Genomic DNA, 16,997 nt, shown 5'->3' on the forward strand with positions numbered 1-16,997 from the left:
GCTCGCGGCCACCCCGGGCAAAGCCCGGGGCTAGGAGGGGACGCGCGGGGCGGCGGCGGGCAGCTGCACGGTGTTGCGGCACTCGTACGCGGTCGCGGCGGCCCGGCCGACCTTCAGGGCGATGTCCGCGTACGCCTGCCCCACCCCAGCCGGGGAGGTGCCGTCGATGTGGTCCCCGTTGACCTGCACGCCGACGTACGGCGGCGCGGCGCGGCCGGTGTCCGGCCGCGTGCCCTGGAAGTCGCACGACACGTAGAGCCGGACCCTGTCGTGGTTCACGATCCAGCCGGTCGCACCGGGCCCGAAATCCAGCGGGGTGACCGAGCCGAGGCGGGCGTCGCTCGCGCGGTCCGCGTCGACCCCGTTCCACGGCGGCCTGATGTCCACGTCGAGCAGGAAGGCGCCGCCCGTCCACGTGACGGTGCAGCGGTAGTCGCGGTCCCCGGACTCGGGCTTCTCGAGGGTGGCGATCTCCCGGGCCGGCTTGGGCTCGACGGCCTTCCCGTCCGGGCCGGCCAGCGGCTTCAGATCGTTCTCGTCCACGAGCGACCAGCACGCGTGCTCCGGCAGGTCCGCGGACTGCCACGGCTTCCACGCCCACAAACCCCGACCGACCGCCGCCGCCACCACGAGGGCGACGGCGGCGTGCCAGGGGCGGATCCGGGACGGCCGCCGGGGCGGGTCGTCCGGGGACGGCGGGATGATGTGGGCGACATGAAGCCTTTGCGAGGGGAAGGGTTTAAAGGTCCGAGAGATGGAATTGAGGTTAAGTCTGAGTGAACGACACGGGGCTTGTGCCCCGAAGCTGTGCCGAGCGGCACATTGCCTGGCCCGCGAGGGCCGTGCCAGAGTGCCGGGCATGGTCCACCCGCCTGCCTCCGAACCGCACACCGCCGAGCTCGCTCCGGCGAACGTCTTCGACTGGCTCGACGAGGCCGCCGAGCTGCGCGCCGAGGCCGGCCTCACGCGTACGCTGCGCAGCCGGCCCGCCGAGGACCCGGTGCTCGACCTCGCCGGGAACGACTACCTGGGGCTGACCCGGCACCCCGTGGTGACACGGGCGGCTGCCGAGGCCGCGCTGCGCTGGGGCGGCGGGGCGACGGGCTCGCGGCTGGTGACCGGGACGACCGCGCTGCACACCGAACTGGAGGAGGAACTCGCCGAGTTCTGCGGGGCCGAGGCGGCACTGGTGTTCTCCTCCGGGTACACGGCGAATCTGGCCGCGCTCACCGCGCTCACCGACCCGGACACCCTGATCGTGTCCGACGCCTACAACCACGCCTCCCTGATCGACGGCTGCCGGCTCTCCCGCTCCGACGTCCACCGCGCCCCGCACAGCGACCCGGCGGCCGTCGCCGAAGTGCTCGCCGCCCGGACGCAGCGGCGGGCGCTCGTCGTCACCGACTCGGTGTTCTCGGTGGACGGCGACGCCGCCCCGCTGGCCGCGCTCTCCGAAGCCGTCCGCGCGCACGGCGCCGCCCTGCTCGTGGACGACGCGCACGGGCTGGGCGTCCTCGGCCCCGGCGGCACCGGGGCCCTCGCGGCGGCCGGGCTCGCCGGGCGGCCGGACACCGTCGCCACCGCGACCCTCTCCAAGTCCCTCGGCTCCCAGGGCGGCGCCGTCCTCGGCCCGCGCCGGGTGATCCGCCACCTCACCGAGACCGCCCGCACCTTCATCTTCGACACCGGCCTCGCCCCGGCCGCCGCCGGCGCCGCCCTCGCCGCCCTGCGCCTGCTGCGCGCCGAACCGGCCCGCGCCGAACGCGCCCGCGAGGTCGCCCGCGCCCTCGCCCGGCAACTCACTGTCGCCGGCCTGCACGCCTGCGAGCCGGACGCCGCCGTGGTCTCCGTCCGCGCCCCGGGCCCCGAGGCCGCCGTCGCCTGGGCCGCCGACTGCCGCCGCGCCGGCCTCGCGGTCGGCTGCTTCCGCCCCCCGTCCGTCCCGGACGGCATCTCCCGCCTGCGCCTGACCGCCCGCGGCGACCTGACCGACGGGCAGATCGCCGACGCGGTGCGGATCATCGCCGAGCTGGCCCCGGCGGGCGCCCGGCCCGACTAATCGCTCGGCGCGGCCGGGCGTGCCCGGGCAGGATGGCGGCATGCCGGATCTGCTGTGGGACGACGTCGCGTGGCTGCTCGACCCCTCCGGCGGGGGCTACCTCCCCGACGTGTTCATCGCGGACACGACGGTGGCGGACTGGCAGGCCGTGCTCGATCTGGTCGAGGAACAGGGCTGGGAGTCCGCATACGTCGAGGGTCGCTCTGCGCGGCCGCTGCCACCGGCCGAGGTCGTGCTGTCCAGGCCGGCCGGTGCCGAGTGCCCGAGCCTGTCGGTGTGGCCCGTGCCCGACGTGTGCGCGATCTTCCGGTTCACTTCGGACGAGGAGATCGACTTCGACGTCGACCTCCGGGAGCTCCAGGGGCAGGAGCGGCTGGACGTCCTCTGCGGGTTCCTGGCGGCGATCGGGCGGCGGCTGGGCAAGTCGGTTCCGATGTTCTTCGAGAGCAGCGTCGCGCAGCCGCCGTTCCTCGGGTACGACGTGGCAGCAGACCGGGTCCGGCTGCTGTGGGAGCCGCCGTCCGGCGGGAGTGGATCAGACCGGCCCTGACACCAGCAGCGCTTCCGCGCCGATCCGGCGGTAGCCGGCGGCCTGGAAGGCGCGGACGCTGGGGGCGTTGCCGGGGGCCTGTTGGGCCCAGATCGTGTCGCCTTCGGGGAGGAGGTGGCGGGCGGCGCCGGCGAGGGTGCGGCCGAGGCCCCGGTTCCGGGTGTGGGGGTCGACCTCGACGGCGCACTCCCAGCGGCCGGCGACGCCGCGACCGAGGATGAGGACGCCGCCGTCGGTGACGCCGCCGTCGTTGACGCCGCCGTCGGTGGTGAAGACGCGGACGTCCTCGCGGTAGCGCAGGGCCCGGAGCACCCGGGGGTGCTCGCGGTCCCGGACTTCGGTCAGTGGCAGCGGCGGCTCACCCGGCAGGCGGTCGGCGACCGTCAGCAGGTCGATGTTGTTGACGGTGCGTCCGGTGCGTTCGCCGAAGGCGGTCAGGAAGGGCGGGCAGAGCGGGGCGGACAGCGGGTCGCCGGGGGTGGCGGCGAGCGTCGAGTGCACCCAGACCGGGTCCTCGTCGGTGAAGAGGACCGCGTGGGCGGCGAAGGACACCACTCCGGTCTCGCGCGGTGACGGCTGCGGCACCACCGTGACCGATCCGTCCGGCGGGGGGAACACCCCGCCTGCCGCGTCCGCCAGGATCTCTGCCAGCCCCCGCACGCCCGTCTCCACGCCCATCCGCGCCCCCAACCGTCGAAAGGGCCAGCCTATGCCGCTGCCTTCATTGCTTGCGGGCCCGGCTCGGCTGGACGCGGGTGGGTTCGCCTGCCGCCTTGGGGTGGTCGGGCGGGTAGGGGAGTTCGCCGAGGCCCTCGTCGTGCAGTTGCTTGTCGTACAGCTCCAGGAGGCCTTCGAGGCGGAACGCCTGGCCGTCCATCTCCGCGTTGGGGTCGCCGAGTTCGGCGAAGCGGGCCGGGACGGTGCGCAGGTCGAAGTCCTCGGGGGTGGCGTCGTCGAGTTCGTCCCAGTGCAGCGGGGTGGAGGCGGTGGCGCGGGGGCGGGCGCGCAGGGAGTAGGCGGAGGCGATGGTGCGGTCGCGGGCCATCTGGTTGTAGTCGACGAAGATCCGTTCGCCGCGTTCCTCCTTCCACCAGGCGGTGGTGACCTTGCCGGGCATCCGCTGTTCCAGGACCCGGCCGAGGGCGATGACCGCGTGCCGGCCGTCGGTGAAGGTCCACTCGGGTTCGAGCGGCACGTACACGTGCAGGCCGCGTCCGCCGGAGGACTTGGGCCAGCCGCGCAGTCCGTGCTCTTCGAGGAGGGCGCGCAGTTCGTGGGCGGCGCGGGCGGCGTCGTGGAAGTCGGTGCCGGGTTGCGGGTCGAGGTCGATGCGCAGTTCGTCCACGTGGTCGGTGTCGGTGCGCCGTACGGGCCAGGGGTGGAAGGTGAGGCAGCCGAGGTTGGCCGCCCACAGGACGGCGGCGGGCTCGGTGGGGCAGATCTCGTCGGCGGAGCGGCCGCTGGGGAAGTTGATCCGGGCGGTGGGCAGCCAGTCCGGCAGGCCTTTGGGGGCGCGTTTCTGGTAGAAGAACTCGCCGTCGACGCCGTCCGGGAAGCGCTGCAGTGTGGTGGGGCGGTCGCGCAGGCCGCGCAGTACTCCGTCGGCGACGGCCAGGTAGTACTGTGCGACGTCCAGCTTGGTGAAGCCGCGCTCGGGGTAGTACACCTTGTCCGGGTTCGACAGTCGGACGGTGCGCCCGGCGACTTCCAGTTCCACGGCTGAGCCCATGCCATTCACGCTAAGCGCGCGGGGCCCCGTGCGCCCCCCGAGTCCCGCGCACACCCCCGGACCCCGGCGAACGTCCCGAGCCCGGCGAACGCCCCCCGAGCCTGGCGCGCGCCCCGGCGGGAACGGGGCGAGGATCGGACGCATGGACCTGCCCGTGATGCCGCCGGTGGCGCCGATGCTCGCCAAGTCGGTGGCCAAGATCCCGCCCGGGATGCAGTACGAGGCCAAGTGGGACGGCTTTCGCACCATCGTGTTCCGCGACGGTGCCGAGGTGGAACTCGGCAGCCGCACCGGAAAGCCGCTGACCAGGTACTTTCCCGAGCTGGTCGAGGCCTTCCGGCGCGAGTTGCCGCCCCGCTGCGTGCTGGACGGAGAGGCGGTGATCGCCCGCGACGGCCGGCTGCGCTTCGAGGAGCTGCTGGAGCGCATCCACCCCGCCGCGAGCCGGGTGAAGCTGCTCGCCGAGCAGACCCCGGCCTCCTTCGTCGCCTTCGACCTGCTCGCCCTCGGGGACGACTCGCTGCTGGACGAGCCGCTGTCGGTGCGCCGCCCGGCCTTGGAGGCGGCGCTCGCCGAGGCCGCCGACCCGGTGTTCACCGCCCCTGCCGTCACCGACCGGGACCTCGCGCAGACCTGGTTCGCCGAGTACGAGGGCGCCGGGCTGGACGGGGTGGTCGCCAAGCCGCTGGACCAGCCGTACCGGCCGGGGGAGCGGACCATGTACAAGATCAAGCACGAGCGCACCGCCGACTGCGTGGTGGCCGGCTACCGCGAGCACAAGAGCGGCCCGGTGGTCGGCTCCCTCCTGCTGGGCATCTTCGACACCGAGGGGAAGCTCCAGCACGTCGGCGTCTGCGCCGCCTTCTCGATGGCCCGCCGCCGCGAACTCGTCGAGGAGCTGGCCCCGTTGCGGATGGACGACCTCGCCCGGCACCCCTGGGGCGCCTGGGCGGACGAGGCCGCGCACGCCGAGGGCCGGCTGCCCGGCGCGGTCAGCCGCTGGACCGGCGGCAAGGACCTGTCCTGGATCGCGCTGCGTCCCGAGCGGGTGGTCGAGGTCGCGTACGACCACATGGAGGGCACCCGCTTCCGGCATACCGCGCAGTTCCGCCGCTGGCGGCCGGACCGCACCCCGGAGAGCTGCACCTACGAGCAGTTGGAGGAGCCGGTCTCGTACGACCTCGGCAAGGTGCTCGGAATCTGACGGATCGTCAGTCGTCAACACTGCTGACACTGAAAGGCCGAACACGGGCGGAACGCCGGCGGCCCGAACGGAAAGGGTCCGTTCGGGCCGCCGGCGTGTGGGTGCGGGAGGTCAGGAGACGCGCAGCGAGCCGGTGCCGCTCGCGGTGGCCGAGGGCCCCGACGGCGAGCCCGTGCCGCCGGTGATCGTGGCGAAGGCGGACGGCGAGCCGGAGGTCGAACCGGACGCCGACCCCGAGCCCGGCGCCGACGGCGCGGCGGTCGCCGGCGGGATCGAGTAGACGTTCTTCGGCGAGATGATCTTGGTGATCGCGTTCGCGAACAGCGACGACGGCTCCGAACCCTGGTACAGCACATCGGTGTTGAGCAGCATCGCCAGCGTGCTCTGCGCCTCCGGCAGGTACACGGCCACGCTCTCGTAGCCGGGCATCGAGCCGTTGTGTCCGATCCACCCGTAGTTGTTGAACAGCCCGAAGCCGTACGTGACGCCGGGGTCGCCGGTCGGCAGGGTCTTCAGGCGTTCGGCCTGGGTGGCCGGTTTGACGAGGGTGCCGGTGGCCATGGTCTTGGCCCAGCTCTCCAGGTCGGCGAGGGTGGTGATGACGGCCCCGGCGGTCCAGGCCCAGGACGGGTTCCAGTTGGTGGCGTCCTCGATCGCCCCGGTGGGCGTCTGGTCGGTGTAGCCGTGGGAGTGCGGGTCGGGGATGCTCGCGTCGACGGGGAAGCTGGTCTTGGCGAGCGAGGCGGGGGTGAACACCTGGTCCTTGAGGAACGCGCCGGCTGGCTGCCCGCCGACCTTCTCGATCAGCTTGCCCAGGATGATGTAGTTGCTGTTGTTGTACTGGAACTGGGTGCCGGGCGGGGAGACCGCGGGGTGCTTGTACCCGTAGGCGAGCAGCTGGTCGGGGGTGAACACGTGGTTCGGGTTGCTGATCAGCGTGTTCACGAAGTCCGGGTCGGAGCTGTACGGGAACAGGCCGCTGCGCATCTCGCCGAGCTGGCGGACGGTGATCCCGTCGCCGCCGGGGACGCCGTCCACGTACTTGGAGATCGGGTCGTCCAGGGCCACCTTGCCCTGGTCCACCAGTCGCAGGACGGCGGTCGCGGTGAAGGTCTTGGTCTCGCTGCCGATCCGCGAGTACAGCCCGGGGTCCATCGCCGCGCCGCTGGTCTTGTCGGCGACGCCGAAGGACTTCTGGTACGTGCCGCCGGGCGTGATGATGCCGACCGAGATGCCGGGGACGGAGGCCTGGCTCATCACCTGCTGGATCGCGGAGTCCAGCTGTGAGGTGACGGCCGGGGTCAGCGGTACCACCGCGCCCGGGGACACGTTCACCGAGGTGGTGGGGGACGGGCTGAGCGCGGCCGGCTCGCCGGCGACCGCCGGGCCGCCGGCCGGCTGGGCGGGCTTCGAGTCGCCGGAGCAGGCCGCGGTGGCGAGCAGGCCGGTCAGGGCCAGGGCGGCGGCGGTCACGCGCCCTGCCGAACGGACAGCGGTCGATCGCGCAACGGCCGAGCCGGCACCGGCGGAGTGCGCACCGGCCGGTCGCGCAACGGTCGGGCGGATGGCGGCCGGTCGCGGCCGTCGGGTCTTGGTCATGTGGCGAGAGCGCCTCTCTGGGGCGGTCGGCCCCTTGGGCTGGGGCCCCGGAGTGCTGCTCCACGGGGCGCGGGGGAAGCGTCGCCACCGTAAGCACCGCTGCCGCCGGGCCGCGCGCGGGTCGGTTCCCGGCTGATCCGAACGGGCCCGTCGTCAGCCGAGTGCCCCAATCCGGCTGGCGGCCGCCATCAGGAACCGTCAAACCCGCTTAGAACCGGTCAAGCCCTTCCAAATGTCCCCGTCCACCCGCCGGTTGGAGTCGCGCCCGCCGCTCCGCGCTCGGCCGAACGAGTGAGCACCGGCATGCCGCACCCCCTGCCGGCCGCCGCTCGGGCACGATCGTTTAGCCCAGCTGTGGCCGTCCTTAAGAATTCCTCGATGGACCGCACCCCCTCCCACCAGGCAGATTTCTGCCTGCCCGGAGTGCGTCCGCCAGGACCGGCCGAACCGGGCCACCTCGGCCTGCCCGACCCCCGAAGGCCGTCCCCCCGCGCGTCAGGAGCCGCCCCCGTGAAGGCACTCGTCAAGCAGAAGGCCGAGCCCGGCCTCTGGATGATCGATGTCCCGAAGCCCGAGATCGGCCCCAACGAGGTGCTGATCAAGGTGCTGCGGACCGGCATCTGCGGCACCGACCTGCACATCCGCAAGTGGGACGGCTGGGCGCAGCAGACCATCAAGACCCCGCTGGTGCTCGGTCACGAGTTCGTCGGCGAGGTCGCCGAGATCGGCGCCGGCGTCGCGGACATCGCGATCGGCGACCTGGTCAGCGGCGAGGGCCACCTGGTGTGCGGCAAGTGCCGCAACTGCCTGGCCGGCCGCCGCCACCTGTGCCGCAACACCGTCGGCCTGGGCGTCAACCGCGACGGCGCCTTCGCCGAGTACGTGGCGCTGCCCGCCTCCAACGTCTGGGTGCACCGGGTGCCGGTCGACCTGGACGTGGCCGCGATCTTCGACCCGTTCGGCAACGCCGTGCACACCGCGCTGTCCTTCCCGCTGGTCGGCGAGGACGTGCTGGTCACCGGCGCCGGCCCGATCGGCATCATGGCCGCCGCCGTCGCCAAGCACGCCGGCGCCCGCAGCGTGATGATCACCGACGTCTCCCCGTACCGCCTCGACCTGGCCCGCGAGGTCGGTGTGACGCTGGCGCTCAACGTCGCCGAGCACACCATCGAGGAGGGCCAGCAGAAGCTCGGCCTGCGCGAGGGCTTCGACGTCGGCCTGGAGATGTCCGGCCGCCCCGAGGCGATGCAGTCGATGATCGCCAACATGACGCACGGCGGCAAGATCGCCATGCTCGGCCTGCCGGCCGACGACTTCGCCGTCGACTGGGCGCGGATCGTCACCTCGATGATCACCATCAAGGGCATCTACGGCCGCGAGATGTTCGAGACCTGGTACGCGATGTCCGTGCTGCTGGAGGGCGGCCTGGACCTCAGCCCGGTGATCACCGGCCGCTACGCCGCCGACGACTTCGCCGCCGCCTTCGACGACGCCGCGAGCGGCAACTGCGGCAAGATCATCCTCGACTGGACCGCCTGAGCCACCCCGCCGACGCAAAAGGAGCCTGTTGTGTTCGACAACGTGCGCGCCGACATCGCCACCACCCTCGACGAGATCCGCGAGGCCGGCCTGTTCAAGCCCGAGCGGGTGATCGGGACCCCGCAGAGCGCCGCGGTCACCGTCACCGGCGGCGGCAAGCCGGGCGAGGTGCTGAACTTCTGCGCCAACAACTACCTCGGCCTGGCCGACCACCCCGAGGTGCTGGACGCCGCCAAGGACGCCCTGGACCGCTGGGGCTACGGGATGGCCTCGGTCCGCTTCATCTGCGGCACCCAGGACGTCCACAAGCAGCTGGAGGACCGCCTCTCGGCGTTCCTCGGCCAGGAGGACACGATCCTCTACTCCTCCTGCTTCGACGCCAACGGCGGCGTCTTCGAGACCGTGCTCGACGACCGTGACGCCGTCATCTCCGACGCGCTGAACCACGCGAGCATCATCGACGGCATCCGGCTCAGCAAGGCCCGCCGCCACCGCTACGCCAACCGCGACATGGCCGACCTGGAGAAGCAGCTCCAGGAGACCCAGGACGCCCGCCGCCGCCTGATCGTCACCGACGGCGTCTTCTCGATGGACGGCTACGTCGCCCCGCTGCGGGAGATCTGCGACCTGGCCGACCGCTACGACGCCATGGTCATGGTGGACGACTCGCACGCCGTCGGCTTCGTCGGCGCGGGCGGCCGCGGCACCCCCGAGCTGCACGGCGTGATGGACCGCGTGGACATCATCACCGGCACCCTCGGCAAGGCCCTCGGCGGCGCCTCCGGCGGTTACGTCGCCGCCCGCCGGGAGATCGTCGCCCTGCTGCGCCAGCGCTCCCGCCCGTACCTGTTCTCCAACTCGCTGGCCCCGGTGATCGCGGCCGCCTCGCTGAAGGTGCTCGACCTGGTCGAGCAGTCCAACGAGCTGCGCGAGCGACTGGCGGCCAACACCGCGCTGTTCCGCACGAAGATGACCGAGGCCGGGTTCGAGATCCTGCCCGGCGACCACCCGATCGCCCCGGTGATGATCGGCGACGCGGCCGAGGCCGGCCGGCTCGCCGAACTGCTGCTGGAGCGCGGCGTGTACGTGATCGGGTTCTCCTACCCGGTGGTCCCGCACGGCCAGGCCCGGATCCGGGTGCAGCTGTCCGCCGCGCACTCCACCGAGGACGTCGAGCGCGCCGTCGCCGCCTTCGTGGACGCGCGCGCCGCGCTGGGGGAGTAACCCGCCGGGGAGCTACCCGCCGGGGAGCTACCCGCTGGGGGAGCAACCCCACCGAGACTGCCCGCGGGCCGGTCCGCTCGGAACCGGACCGGCCCGCGGGCTCACGACCGCCGTGCGGCGGAGGCGCGTCGATGCCTCTCCGCCGCACGGCTCACCAGACCATCCGCCCCACCCTCCCGCTTCGGGGGCGGGACGCCGGCCCGGCCGACGTCCCGCCCCCGTTCGCGGTTTCCGGAGCAGCCGGATCGGCCGGGTCGGCGGGAGCGGCCGGGTCGGCGGGATCAGTCGTCGTCCTGGCCCTGGTCGTCGTCCCCGTCGCCGTGGTGCCCGGACGGGCGGGCGAAGACCTGGTAGCCGCCGGCCGCCGGACCCTTGGTGCCGGTGACCAGGTTGCCGCTGGTCGAGCCGAAGACCACGGTGTCGCCGTGGGCGTCCACGAAGGGGTCGACCGAGGAACCGTCGCCGAACGAGCCGTCCGGCGCGGTGGCGACCCGCTCGGTGCGGCCGGTGCGCAGGTCCTGGCGGTAGACGTCCCAGCCCGGGTGCTGCGGGCCGGCCACCAGGTTGTCGGCGGCGGAGGAGAAGTAGATCCAGCGGTTGTCGGCGGTGATGCTGCCGTGGTCGGAGGTGCCGACCGAGGTGGTGCCGGGCAGACCGCCGCTGACCTTCGTCACGGTGCCCTTCCTGAGGTCCCGGACGTACAGCACCAGGTGGTACCGGTGGCCGTCGGTCGACCCGCCGGGCTCGGGCAGGCCGTACACCGCGCGCCGCCCGTCCGGGCTGATCGTCGCGTCGAAGCTCGCGTAGCCGAGCTTGCCGTCGAGGTCGAGGCTCGCGGCGGAGATGTGGCCGGACTGCACGTCGTACGTGTAGTAGGCGCCGGTGGTCGGCCGGGCCAGGTTCGGCTGCGCCAGGCCCTCCCGGGCGCCGCGGGGCAGGGCCGGGGCGGTGCCCGGGGCGAGCTCGACGTCGGCGGGCGCGGCGGGCCCGGCGGCGGTGGTGGCGGTGGCGGTGGCGGTGGTGGTGGCGGTGGCGGCCTCGGCGGCCGGGGCGGCGAGGGCCGGGGTCTGCTCGGCCGGCAGCAGGTTGGACGCGAAGGAGGTGAAGCCGATGGTGCGGCCGTCCGCGCTGATCGTCGGGTTGAGGGACATGCTGTCGCCCGGCTTGCCGTCCACGCCGAGGGACACCAGGCGGGTCTTCCCGGTCCAGCGGTCGGTGACGTAGATGTTGTAGTCCCAGGTGTACGGCCTGGCGAGCGAGGGGTCGCCGCCCTGGAGGCCCGGAACGAGGTCGGTCCGGGAGGACACGAAGGCCACGTAGCGGCCGTTCGCGCTGATCGAGGGCGCGTACGAGGCGTGGAACTTGTCGGTGTCGGTGCTGGTGAGCCCGCCGCTGACCAGCTCGGTGCGGCCGGTCTTGCGGTCGCGGACGTACACCTCGGTCCGGCCCTGGACCGGCAGGCCGGGCAGCACGTTGTCGGCGTCGCTCTCGAAGACGACGTAGCGGCCGTCGGCGTTGATCGCGACGTAGTCGGTGAAGCCGTTCAGCACCGAGCCGTCGTCGGCCAGGTTGACCCGCTCGGTGCCGCCGGTCCGCAGGTCGCGGACGTAGGCGTCGCGTCCGCTCTTCGCGGGCTGGGACACCAGGTTCGTGGCCCAGGAGGTGAACAGGGCGTAGTGGCCGTCCGCGCTGATCCCCTTGCTCCACGACTGGTTGTCCGGCACGGCGCCGTTCAGCCCGACGCTGACCTGGACGGTGCCGCGCGGCGCCGGGGCGGCCTGGGCCGGAACGGCGACCGTGGCCAGCACGGCGGCGGCCGCCAGGATGCTGCCGCTGCCGGCCAACCACCGGTTGCGGGTGGTTCGGGTGTTGCGGGTCATGGGTGTTGTCCTCCCCCAGTGATCGCCCCTGCCGCCGGGCTCCCTCCCGACGACGGGCTCCTGGAGAGCCAATCGCCGGGAGGGCGCGACGGTCAACGGCCGGGGGTGATCTCGGCGGAAAATACGTCAACGGACGTATCCCGCAAGGGAGTCAGGCCATCGACGGCATCGGATCAGGCCATCGACGCCGATGCCGCCGAAGCCGGTGTCATCGACGTCGGTGCCATCGACGCCGGTGCCGCCGAAGCCGGTGTCGTCAGAGGCGGCGCCGGAAGACGTCCGTGAGGTTGTTGGTGTCGCCCGGGACGAGGTCGCCGTCCGTGGCGTTGAAGACCACGGTGCCCCCGAAGGCGTCCACGGACGGCGTGAACGACGAGGCGGTGCTCTGCGAACCGTCCTGGGTGAGGCTCACCCGCTCGGTGCGTCCGGTCCACAGGTCGCGGCGGAAGACGTCCGTCTGCTGGTTGGTGTCGTCCGGCACCAGGGTCTCGACGTCGGACGTGAAGTACACCCAGCGGCTGTCGTAGGTCATGACGGGCTCGGACGAGGAGAGGTCCGTCGTGGTGCCGGGGAGCGGGGTGCTGACCCGGGTGACGGTGCCGGTGGCCAACTCGCGGGCGTAGACCACCAGGTGGACCCCGTGCGAGCCGGGCCGCCCGCCGGGCTGGGGGACGCTGTAGACGGCGTAGCGGCCGTCGGGGCTGATCCGGCCGTCCTGGCCGGAGGCCCGGAAGGCCCCCGTCTCGTCGTAGCTGGCGCCGCTGATCCGGCCGGTGCGGGCGTCCCAGACGTAGAAGGGGTAGAACCGGGGCACCGCCAGCCGGGGCTGCGCGCCGGTGGTGGCTGCGGGTGCGGGTGCGGTGGCGTCGTCGGCCGGGTCGGAGGTGCCGGAGGTGTCGGCGGAGGTGCCGGAGGTGCCGGCGGGGTCCTGCCCGGGTGGGAGCAGGTTGCCGGCGCGCGAGGTGAAACCGACGGTCCGGCCGTCCGCGCTCAGGGTCGGCTCGAAGGAGTTCTGGTCGGCGGGCGTGCCGTCGGCGCCGACCGTGATCAGCCGGGTGGTGTGGGTCCAGCGGTCGGTGACGTAGACGTTCACCTTGCCGCGCTTGACCGTCGCCCCGAGGTCGGTGCGGTCGGAGGCGAAGGCCACGTAGCGGCCGTCCCAGCTCAGGCTGGGGTTGATGGCCCTGCGGATCGACTGGTCGTCGGACGTCGAGCCGGTGCCGGCGCTGATCAGCTCGGTGCGGCCGGTCCACCGGTCGCGGACGAAGACGTCGTACTCGTGCTTCTGCTGGCCGGGCACCACGTTGGTCGCGGCGGTGCTGAACGCCACGTACCGGCCGTCGCCGCTGATCGAGGCGTCGTAGACGCTCGCGTCCAGCCGGGAGCCGTCGTCGGCCAGGTCGACCTGGTGGACGTGCCCGTTCCGGAGGTCCTTGACGTAGAGGCCCTCGGTGGCATCGGTGTGACCGGGGACGAGGTTGGTCGCCGTCGAGCTGAACAGCACGGAGCGGCCGTCGGAGGTCAGCCCGAGGCCGTAGGAGTCGCCGTCGAGCCCCTCGCCCTTGGGCCCCTCGCTGACCCGGGCGGTATCGCCCTTGGGCGGCCGGGCCTCGGCGGCGGGCATCACGGCGCCGACCGCGGTGGCGGCGGCCAGGACGCAGGCGGCGCGGGCCAGCCGGCGGCGGGTGCGTGCGGTGGTCATCGATCATCCTCCCCAGATGACGGTGCCGGGCCCGCTCGACCCCCGCGGCCCGTTGGGCACGAGCCAAGCGCCGCCCGGCCCGGCGGTCAACGAAGTGAAGCGATCTCGTCCGGAAATACGTCACCGGTGGTACCTCCGTCCGACCTCGCGCTCCCGCCGCGGGCCGATCCTTCCGGTCGGGAACCCCGGCCCGCCCGGTCCGGTCCGCCGCGCTGGCAGAATTGGCTTGTGATCGACGCACGACGGCTGCGGACCCTGCGGGCCGTGGCGGACCACCGCACCGTGACCGCCGCGGCGGCCGCCCTCTACCTGACCCCCTCCGCGGTCTCCCAGCAGCTGGCCGCCCTGGAGCAGGAGACCGGGCACCACCTGCTCGCCCGCGAGGGCCGGGGTGTGCGGCTGACCGCCGCCGGGGAGATCCTGCTCGGCCACGCCGATGTCGTGCTCGCCCAGCTGGAACGCGCCGAGGCCGACCTCGCCGCCTACAGCGCGGGCGTCTCCGGCGAGGTCACCGTGGCCTCCTTCGCCACCGGCATCGGGCTGGTGCTCGCCCCCGCGATCGGCCTGCTCGGCGAGCGCGCGCCGGGGGTGCGGCTCAAGGTGCTGGACGCCGAGGGCGACGCCAGCCTGCCGATGGTCCTGGAGGGGCGGGCCGACCTAGCGGTGGCCGTCGAGTACCGCGGCGCTCTGCGCGCCGACGACGCGCGGCTCACCCGGGTGCCGCTGTACGCCGAGCCCTTCGAGGCCGTCCTGCCGCTCGGCCACCGGCTGGCCGGCGAGGCCGGACCGCTCGCCGTCGCCGCGTTGGCCGACGAGCCCTGGATCGGCCCCTACCCGGGCAACCCCTGCCACGACGTGGTCCTGCTGGCCTGCGAGCACGCCGGGTTCCAGCCGCGGCTGCTGCACTCCTCGGACGACTTCCGGGCCGTGGTGGCGCTGGCCTCGGCGGGCGCCGGGGTCGCCCTCGTCCCGCGCTCGGCGCTGCGCGGCGTCGACCTCGGCCAGGTGGCCGTCCGCCCGGTGGACAGCGAGCTCGCCACCCGTCGGGTCTTCGCGGCTGTCCGGGCCGGCGCCGACGGGCACCCGCTGATCCGCCCGGTCCTCGACGCCCTCGCCGAGGCGGCCGCCGCGGGCGCGTAGCGCGGCGGGGGCTGTGGCGGGGGCTGTGGCGGGGCGTCCGGAAAGCGGGAGGGTCCGTCAGCGAGGGGTCCGGAAAGGGATGTGCGGCTGCTCGGCGTCCCGGGTCGGGCGGCCGCGCCGTGTGCAGGTGGCGTGGCGTCCCGGCCCGGGCGGCCGTGCAGCCGCTGGTCGGTGGGGGCGGTCGGAGGGCCCGACCGCCGGGGTCACCCGGTCGTGAGGGTGATCAGGCGGACGGCGGGGGCGGAGACCACCTGCACCGTCTCGGTGTCGGGCAGGCGCAGCTTGGCGAAGCCGCCCTGGAAGGCCACCAGCGCCTTGGGCACCGAGGAGACCGCCTCACCGTCCGCGTTCACCACCGTGTAGCCGGCGACCAGTTCGACGGCGGCCTCGGCCCAGTCCTCGTTCATGCGTCCCCCGTGTACGAATGTCCCGCAAAAACGGTACTGATCGGTACCGACTGGAGGACGGTACCGACCGGTGCCGTTTGGCGTCAAGAGCGGTTAGGATCGCCTCCATGGCAGTCAACGCACGGGCGCGCCTGCTGAGCACGGCAGAGTCCCTCTTCTACGCCAACGGGATCCACGCGGTCGGCGTGGAGCGCATCCTCTCCGAGTCCGGTGTGGGCCGGGCCTCCTTCTACCGGCACTTCGCCGGCAAGGAGGCCCTGGTGACCGCCGTCCTGGAAGGCCGGGACGCGCGGTGGCGCGCCTGGCTCTCCGAGCGGGTCGCGGCCCACGGCGGCCACCCGCTCAACGTCTTCGACGCGCTGGCCGAACGGTTCGCCGCGCAGGACTACCGCGGCTGCGTCGCCATCAACACGATGACCGAGATCGCCGACCGCGCCAGCCCGGCCCGCGAGATGGCGGCGCTGCACAAGAGGCGCGTCATCGAGCTGGTCGAGCAGCTCATGCGGGACGCGGACATCCCCGAACCGGACCGCCGCGCACGGCAGTTCGCCCTGCTGATGGACGGCGCCATCGTCACCGCCCTGCGCGAGGGCACCGCGGACGCCGCCTGGCGGGCCCGCGGCATCGCGGAATCCCTGCTGGCCGCCTGAGCCCCGGCCGCACCGCCGGGCCCTGCTGACCCACCAGCCCACTCGACGGGTGTCCCGGCGTCCGGTGTCTCCCATGTGAAGCACTGTGACGGGTTGGTGGCGTGCGGGAGCCGGTGAATAGAGTGGGGGTGATGGTGTCGACGTGCGTGTGGAGAATCCGATGAGTTCGACCTCTGTTCCCGACAGCGGCCTTCTTCCGGTCGGGGTCATCGGGATCGGTGATATTGCGCAGAAGGCGTATCTGCCGGTTCTGGGCGGGTTGCCGGGGTTGGATCTGCGGTTGATGACCCGGGACGGGGCGAAGCTGGACCGTATCGGTGACGCGTACCGGATCGCGGCCGAGCGCCGGTTCACCGACCTCGGCGCGCTGATCGGCTCCGGCATCCGGGCCGCCTTCGTGCACGCCGCCACCGACCAGCACGTCCCGATCGTCGAGCGGCTGCTCACCGCCGGGGTGGACGTCTACGTGGACAAGCCGCTCGACTACACCCTCGACGGCGCGCGCCGACTGGTCGACCTCGCCGACCGCACCGGCCGCTCGCTGATGGTGGGCTTCAACCGCCGCCACGCGCCCGGCTACGTCCAGGCCAAGGAGCGCCCGCGCGACCTGATCGTGCTGCAGAAGAACCGCGAGGGTCTGCCCGAGGAGGCCCGCACCCTGGTCTACGACGACTTCATCCACGTCGTGGACCTGCTCCGCTTCCTCGTCCCCGGCGAGATCGAGCACGTGGACGTCCGCTCCCGCAGCCGCAACGGCCTGGTCGAGCACGTGGTGCTCACCCTCGGCGGGCAGGGCTTCACCGCGCTCGGCATCATGAACCGGGTCTCCGGCTCGACCGAGGAGGTCCTGGAGGTCTCCGGCGGCGACTCCAAGCGCGAGGTGCACAACCTGGCCGAGGTGATCGACCACCGCGGCCAGCCGACCGTGCGCCGCCGTGGCGACTGGGTGTCGGTCGCCCGCCAGCGCGGCATCGAGCAGTGCGTGCTCGCATTCCTGGACGCCGTCCGCGCCGGGCGGACCCTCGACGCCCACGACGCGCTGCGCACCCACGAGCTGTGCGAGCTGGTCGTGGAGCGCGTCGAGGCTTCCTGGGAGTCCGCCGGGAGCGGGCTGTGAGAAGGCTGTGAGCAGGCCGGGCTGACCGTCGGTCAAGTCACCTGGGCGGAACCGACAGTTCACTGACGAGGTCTTGTCGGGGCTTTTTCTACGCGCGTATCTTGAGGGGCGCCGCGGGGGGCGGGCGTCCGTCCCCTGCTCTTCCTCTACGCGAGTAGCGCGCGCTTCGACCGCGCCTCCGCCCGGACCGCCGTGCC

15 protein-coding genes are annotated in these 16,997 nt (G+C 73.2%); 8 read left to right on the forward strand and 7 right to left on the reverse strand.

What is annotated here, in order from left to right; all coding sequences use genetic code 11:
- Window positions 1-30: 30 nt before the first annotated feature.
- Window positions 31-543, reverse strand: coding sequence for a hypothetical protein (locus tag ACZ52J_RS14920; RefSeq protein ID WP_465618838.1), 513 nt, complete (start codon window positions 541-543; stop codon window positions 31-33).
- Window positions 544-859: 316 nt separating this feature from the next.
- On the opposite strand from ACZ52J_RS14920, the gene ACZ52J_RS14925 reads away from it, so the two are divergent.
- Together ACZ52J_RS14925 and ACZ52J_RS14930 are read left to right on the forward strand one after the other, a co-directional pair.
- The gene (locus tag ACZ52J_RS14925) at window positions 860-2,059 is read left to right on the forward strand and encodes an 8-amino-7-oxononanoate synthase (protein ID WP_465618840.1); all 1,200 of its coding nucleotides are present in this window, start codon (window positions 860-862) and stop codon (window positions 2,057-2,059) included.
- 40 nt (window positions 2,060-2,099) lie between these two features.
- Window positions 2,100-2,609: a ubiquitin family protein gene (locus ACZ52J_RS14930; protein WP_465618842.1), complete on the forward strand. Its 510-nt coding sequence runs from the start codon at window positions 2,100-2,102 to the stop codon at window positions 2,607-2,609.
- Here ACZ52J_RS14930 and ACZ52J_RS14935 read toward each other — a convergent pair.
- Window positions 2,595-3,287, reverse strand: coding sequence for a GNAT family N-acetyltransferase (locus tag ACZ52J_RS14935; RefSeq protein ID WP_465618844.1), 693 nt, complete (start codon window positions 3,285-3,287; stop codon window positions 2,595-2,597). The two genes, ACZ52J_RS14930 and ACZ52J_RS14935, sit on opposite strands and share 15 nt — an antisense overlap.
- 43 nt (window positions 3,288-3,330) lie before the next feature.
- A complete protein-coding gene (gene ligD / locus ACZ52J_RS14940) occupies window positions 3,331-4,338 on the reverse strand; it encodes a non-homologous end-joining DNA ligase (RefSeq protein WP_465618846.1) in 1,008 nt (335 codons plus the stop codon).
- Between the two features lie 142 nt (window positions 4,339-4,480).
- On the opposite strand from ligD, the gene ACZ52J_RS14945 reads away from it, so the two are divergent.
- On the forward strand, window positions 4,481-5,542 hold the full coding sequence (locus ACZ52J_RS14945) for an ATP-dependent DNA ligase (protein WP_465618848.1): 1,062 nt from the start codon (window positions 4,481-4,483) through the stop codon (window positions 5,540-5,542).
- Between the two features lie 111 nt (window positions 5,543-5,653).
- On the opposite strand, the gene ACZ52J_RS14950 is transcribed toward ACZ52J_RS14945, so the two are convergent.
- A complete protein-coding gene (locus tag ACZ52J_RS14950) occupies window positions 5,654-7,015 on the reverse strand; it encodes a serine hydrolase domain-containing protein (RefSeq protein WP_465618850.1) in 1,362 nt (453 codons plus the stop codon).
- 636 nt (window positions 7,016-7,651) lie between these two features.
- On the opposite strand from ACZ52J_RS14950, the gene tdh reads away from it, so the two are divergent.
- Together tdh and ACZ52J_RS14960 are read left to right on the forward strand one after the other, a co-directional pair.
- Window positions 7,652-8,680, forward strand: a complete 1,029-nt coding sequence (gene tdh, locus ACZ52J_RS14955) for an L-threonine 3-dehydrogenase (protein ID WP_465618852.1) — start codon at window positions 7,652-7,654, stop codon at window positions 8,678-8,680.
- A 30-nt stretch (window positions 8,681-8,710) separates the two neighbouring features.
- Complete coding sequence (locus ACZ52J_RS14960) at window positions 8,711-9,904, forward strand: glycine C-acetyltransferase (RefSeq protein WP_360502912.1); 1,194 nt, start codon at window positions 8,711-8,713, stop codon at window positions 9,902-9,904.
- A gap of 281 nt (window positions 9,905-10,185) precedes the next feature.
- Here ACZ52J_RS14960 and ACZ52J_RS14965 read toward each other — a convergent pair whose 3' ends face one another.
- Together ACZ52J_RS14965 and ACZ52J_RS14970 are read right to left on the reverse strand one after the other, a co-directional pair.
- Complete coding sequence (locus tag ACZ52J_RS14965) at window positions 10,186-11,784, reverse strand: TolB family protein (RefSeq protein WP_465618854.1); 1,599 nt, start codon at window positions 11,782-11,784, stop codon at window positions 10,186-10,188.
- Between the two features lie 256 nt (window positions 11,785-12,040).
- Window positions 12,041-13,486, reverse strand: a complete 1,446-nt coding sequence (locus tag ACZ52J_RS14970; protein ID WP_465618856.1) for a hypothetical protein — start codon at window positions 13,484-13,486, stop codon at window positions 12,041-12,043.
- A 228-nt stretch (window positions 13,487-13,714) separates the two neighbouring features.
- Here ACZ52J_RS14970 and ACZ52J_RS14975 point away from each other — a divergent pair, with 228 nt between their 5' ends.
- Entirely contained in the window at window positions 13,715-14,626 is a 912-nt protein-coding gene (locus ACZ52J_RS14975; protein WP_360502921.1) for a LysR family transcriptional regulator, read from the forward strand.
- 203 nt (window positions 14,627-14,829) lie between these two features.
- Here the strand turns inward: ACZ52J_RS14975 and ACZ52J_RS14980 are convergent, their stop codons facing one another.
- Window positions 14,830-15,033: a hypothetical protein gene (locus tag ACZ52J_RS14980; RefSeq protein ID WP_465618858.1), complete on the reverse strand. Its 204-nt coding sequence runs from the start codon at window positions 15,031-15,033 to the stop codon at window positions 14,830-14,832.
- 107 nt (window positions 15,034-15,140) lie between these two features.
- Between ACZ52J_RS14980 and ACZ52J_RS14985 the strand changes: the two genes are divergently transcribed.
- Together ACZ52J_RS14985 and ACZ52J_RS14990 are read left to right on the forward strand one after the other, a co-directional pair.
- Window positions 15,141-15,683 carry a TetR/AcrR family transcriptional regulator gene (locus ACZ52J_RS14985; RefSeq protein WP_360502927.1) on the forward strand — a complete coding sequence of 181 codons (543 nt, stop codon included), beginning with the start codon at window positions 15,141-15,143 and terminating at the stop codon, window positions 15,681-15,683.
- A gap of 160 nt (window positions 15,684-15,843) precedes the next feature.
- Window positions 15,844-16,800, forward strand: coding sequence for a Gfo/Idh/MocA family protein (locus ACZ52J_RS14990; RefSeq protein ID WP_465618861.1), 957 nt, complete (start codon window positions 15,844-15,846; stop codon window positions 16,798-16,800).
- The last annotated feature ends 197 nt before the right edge of the window (window positions 16,801-16,997 follow it).

The organism is Kitasatospora sp. NPDC034035 (genome assembly GCF_055575755.1).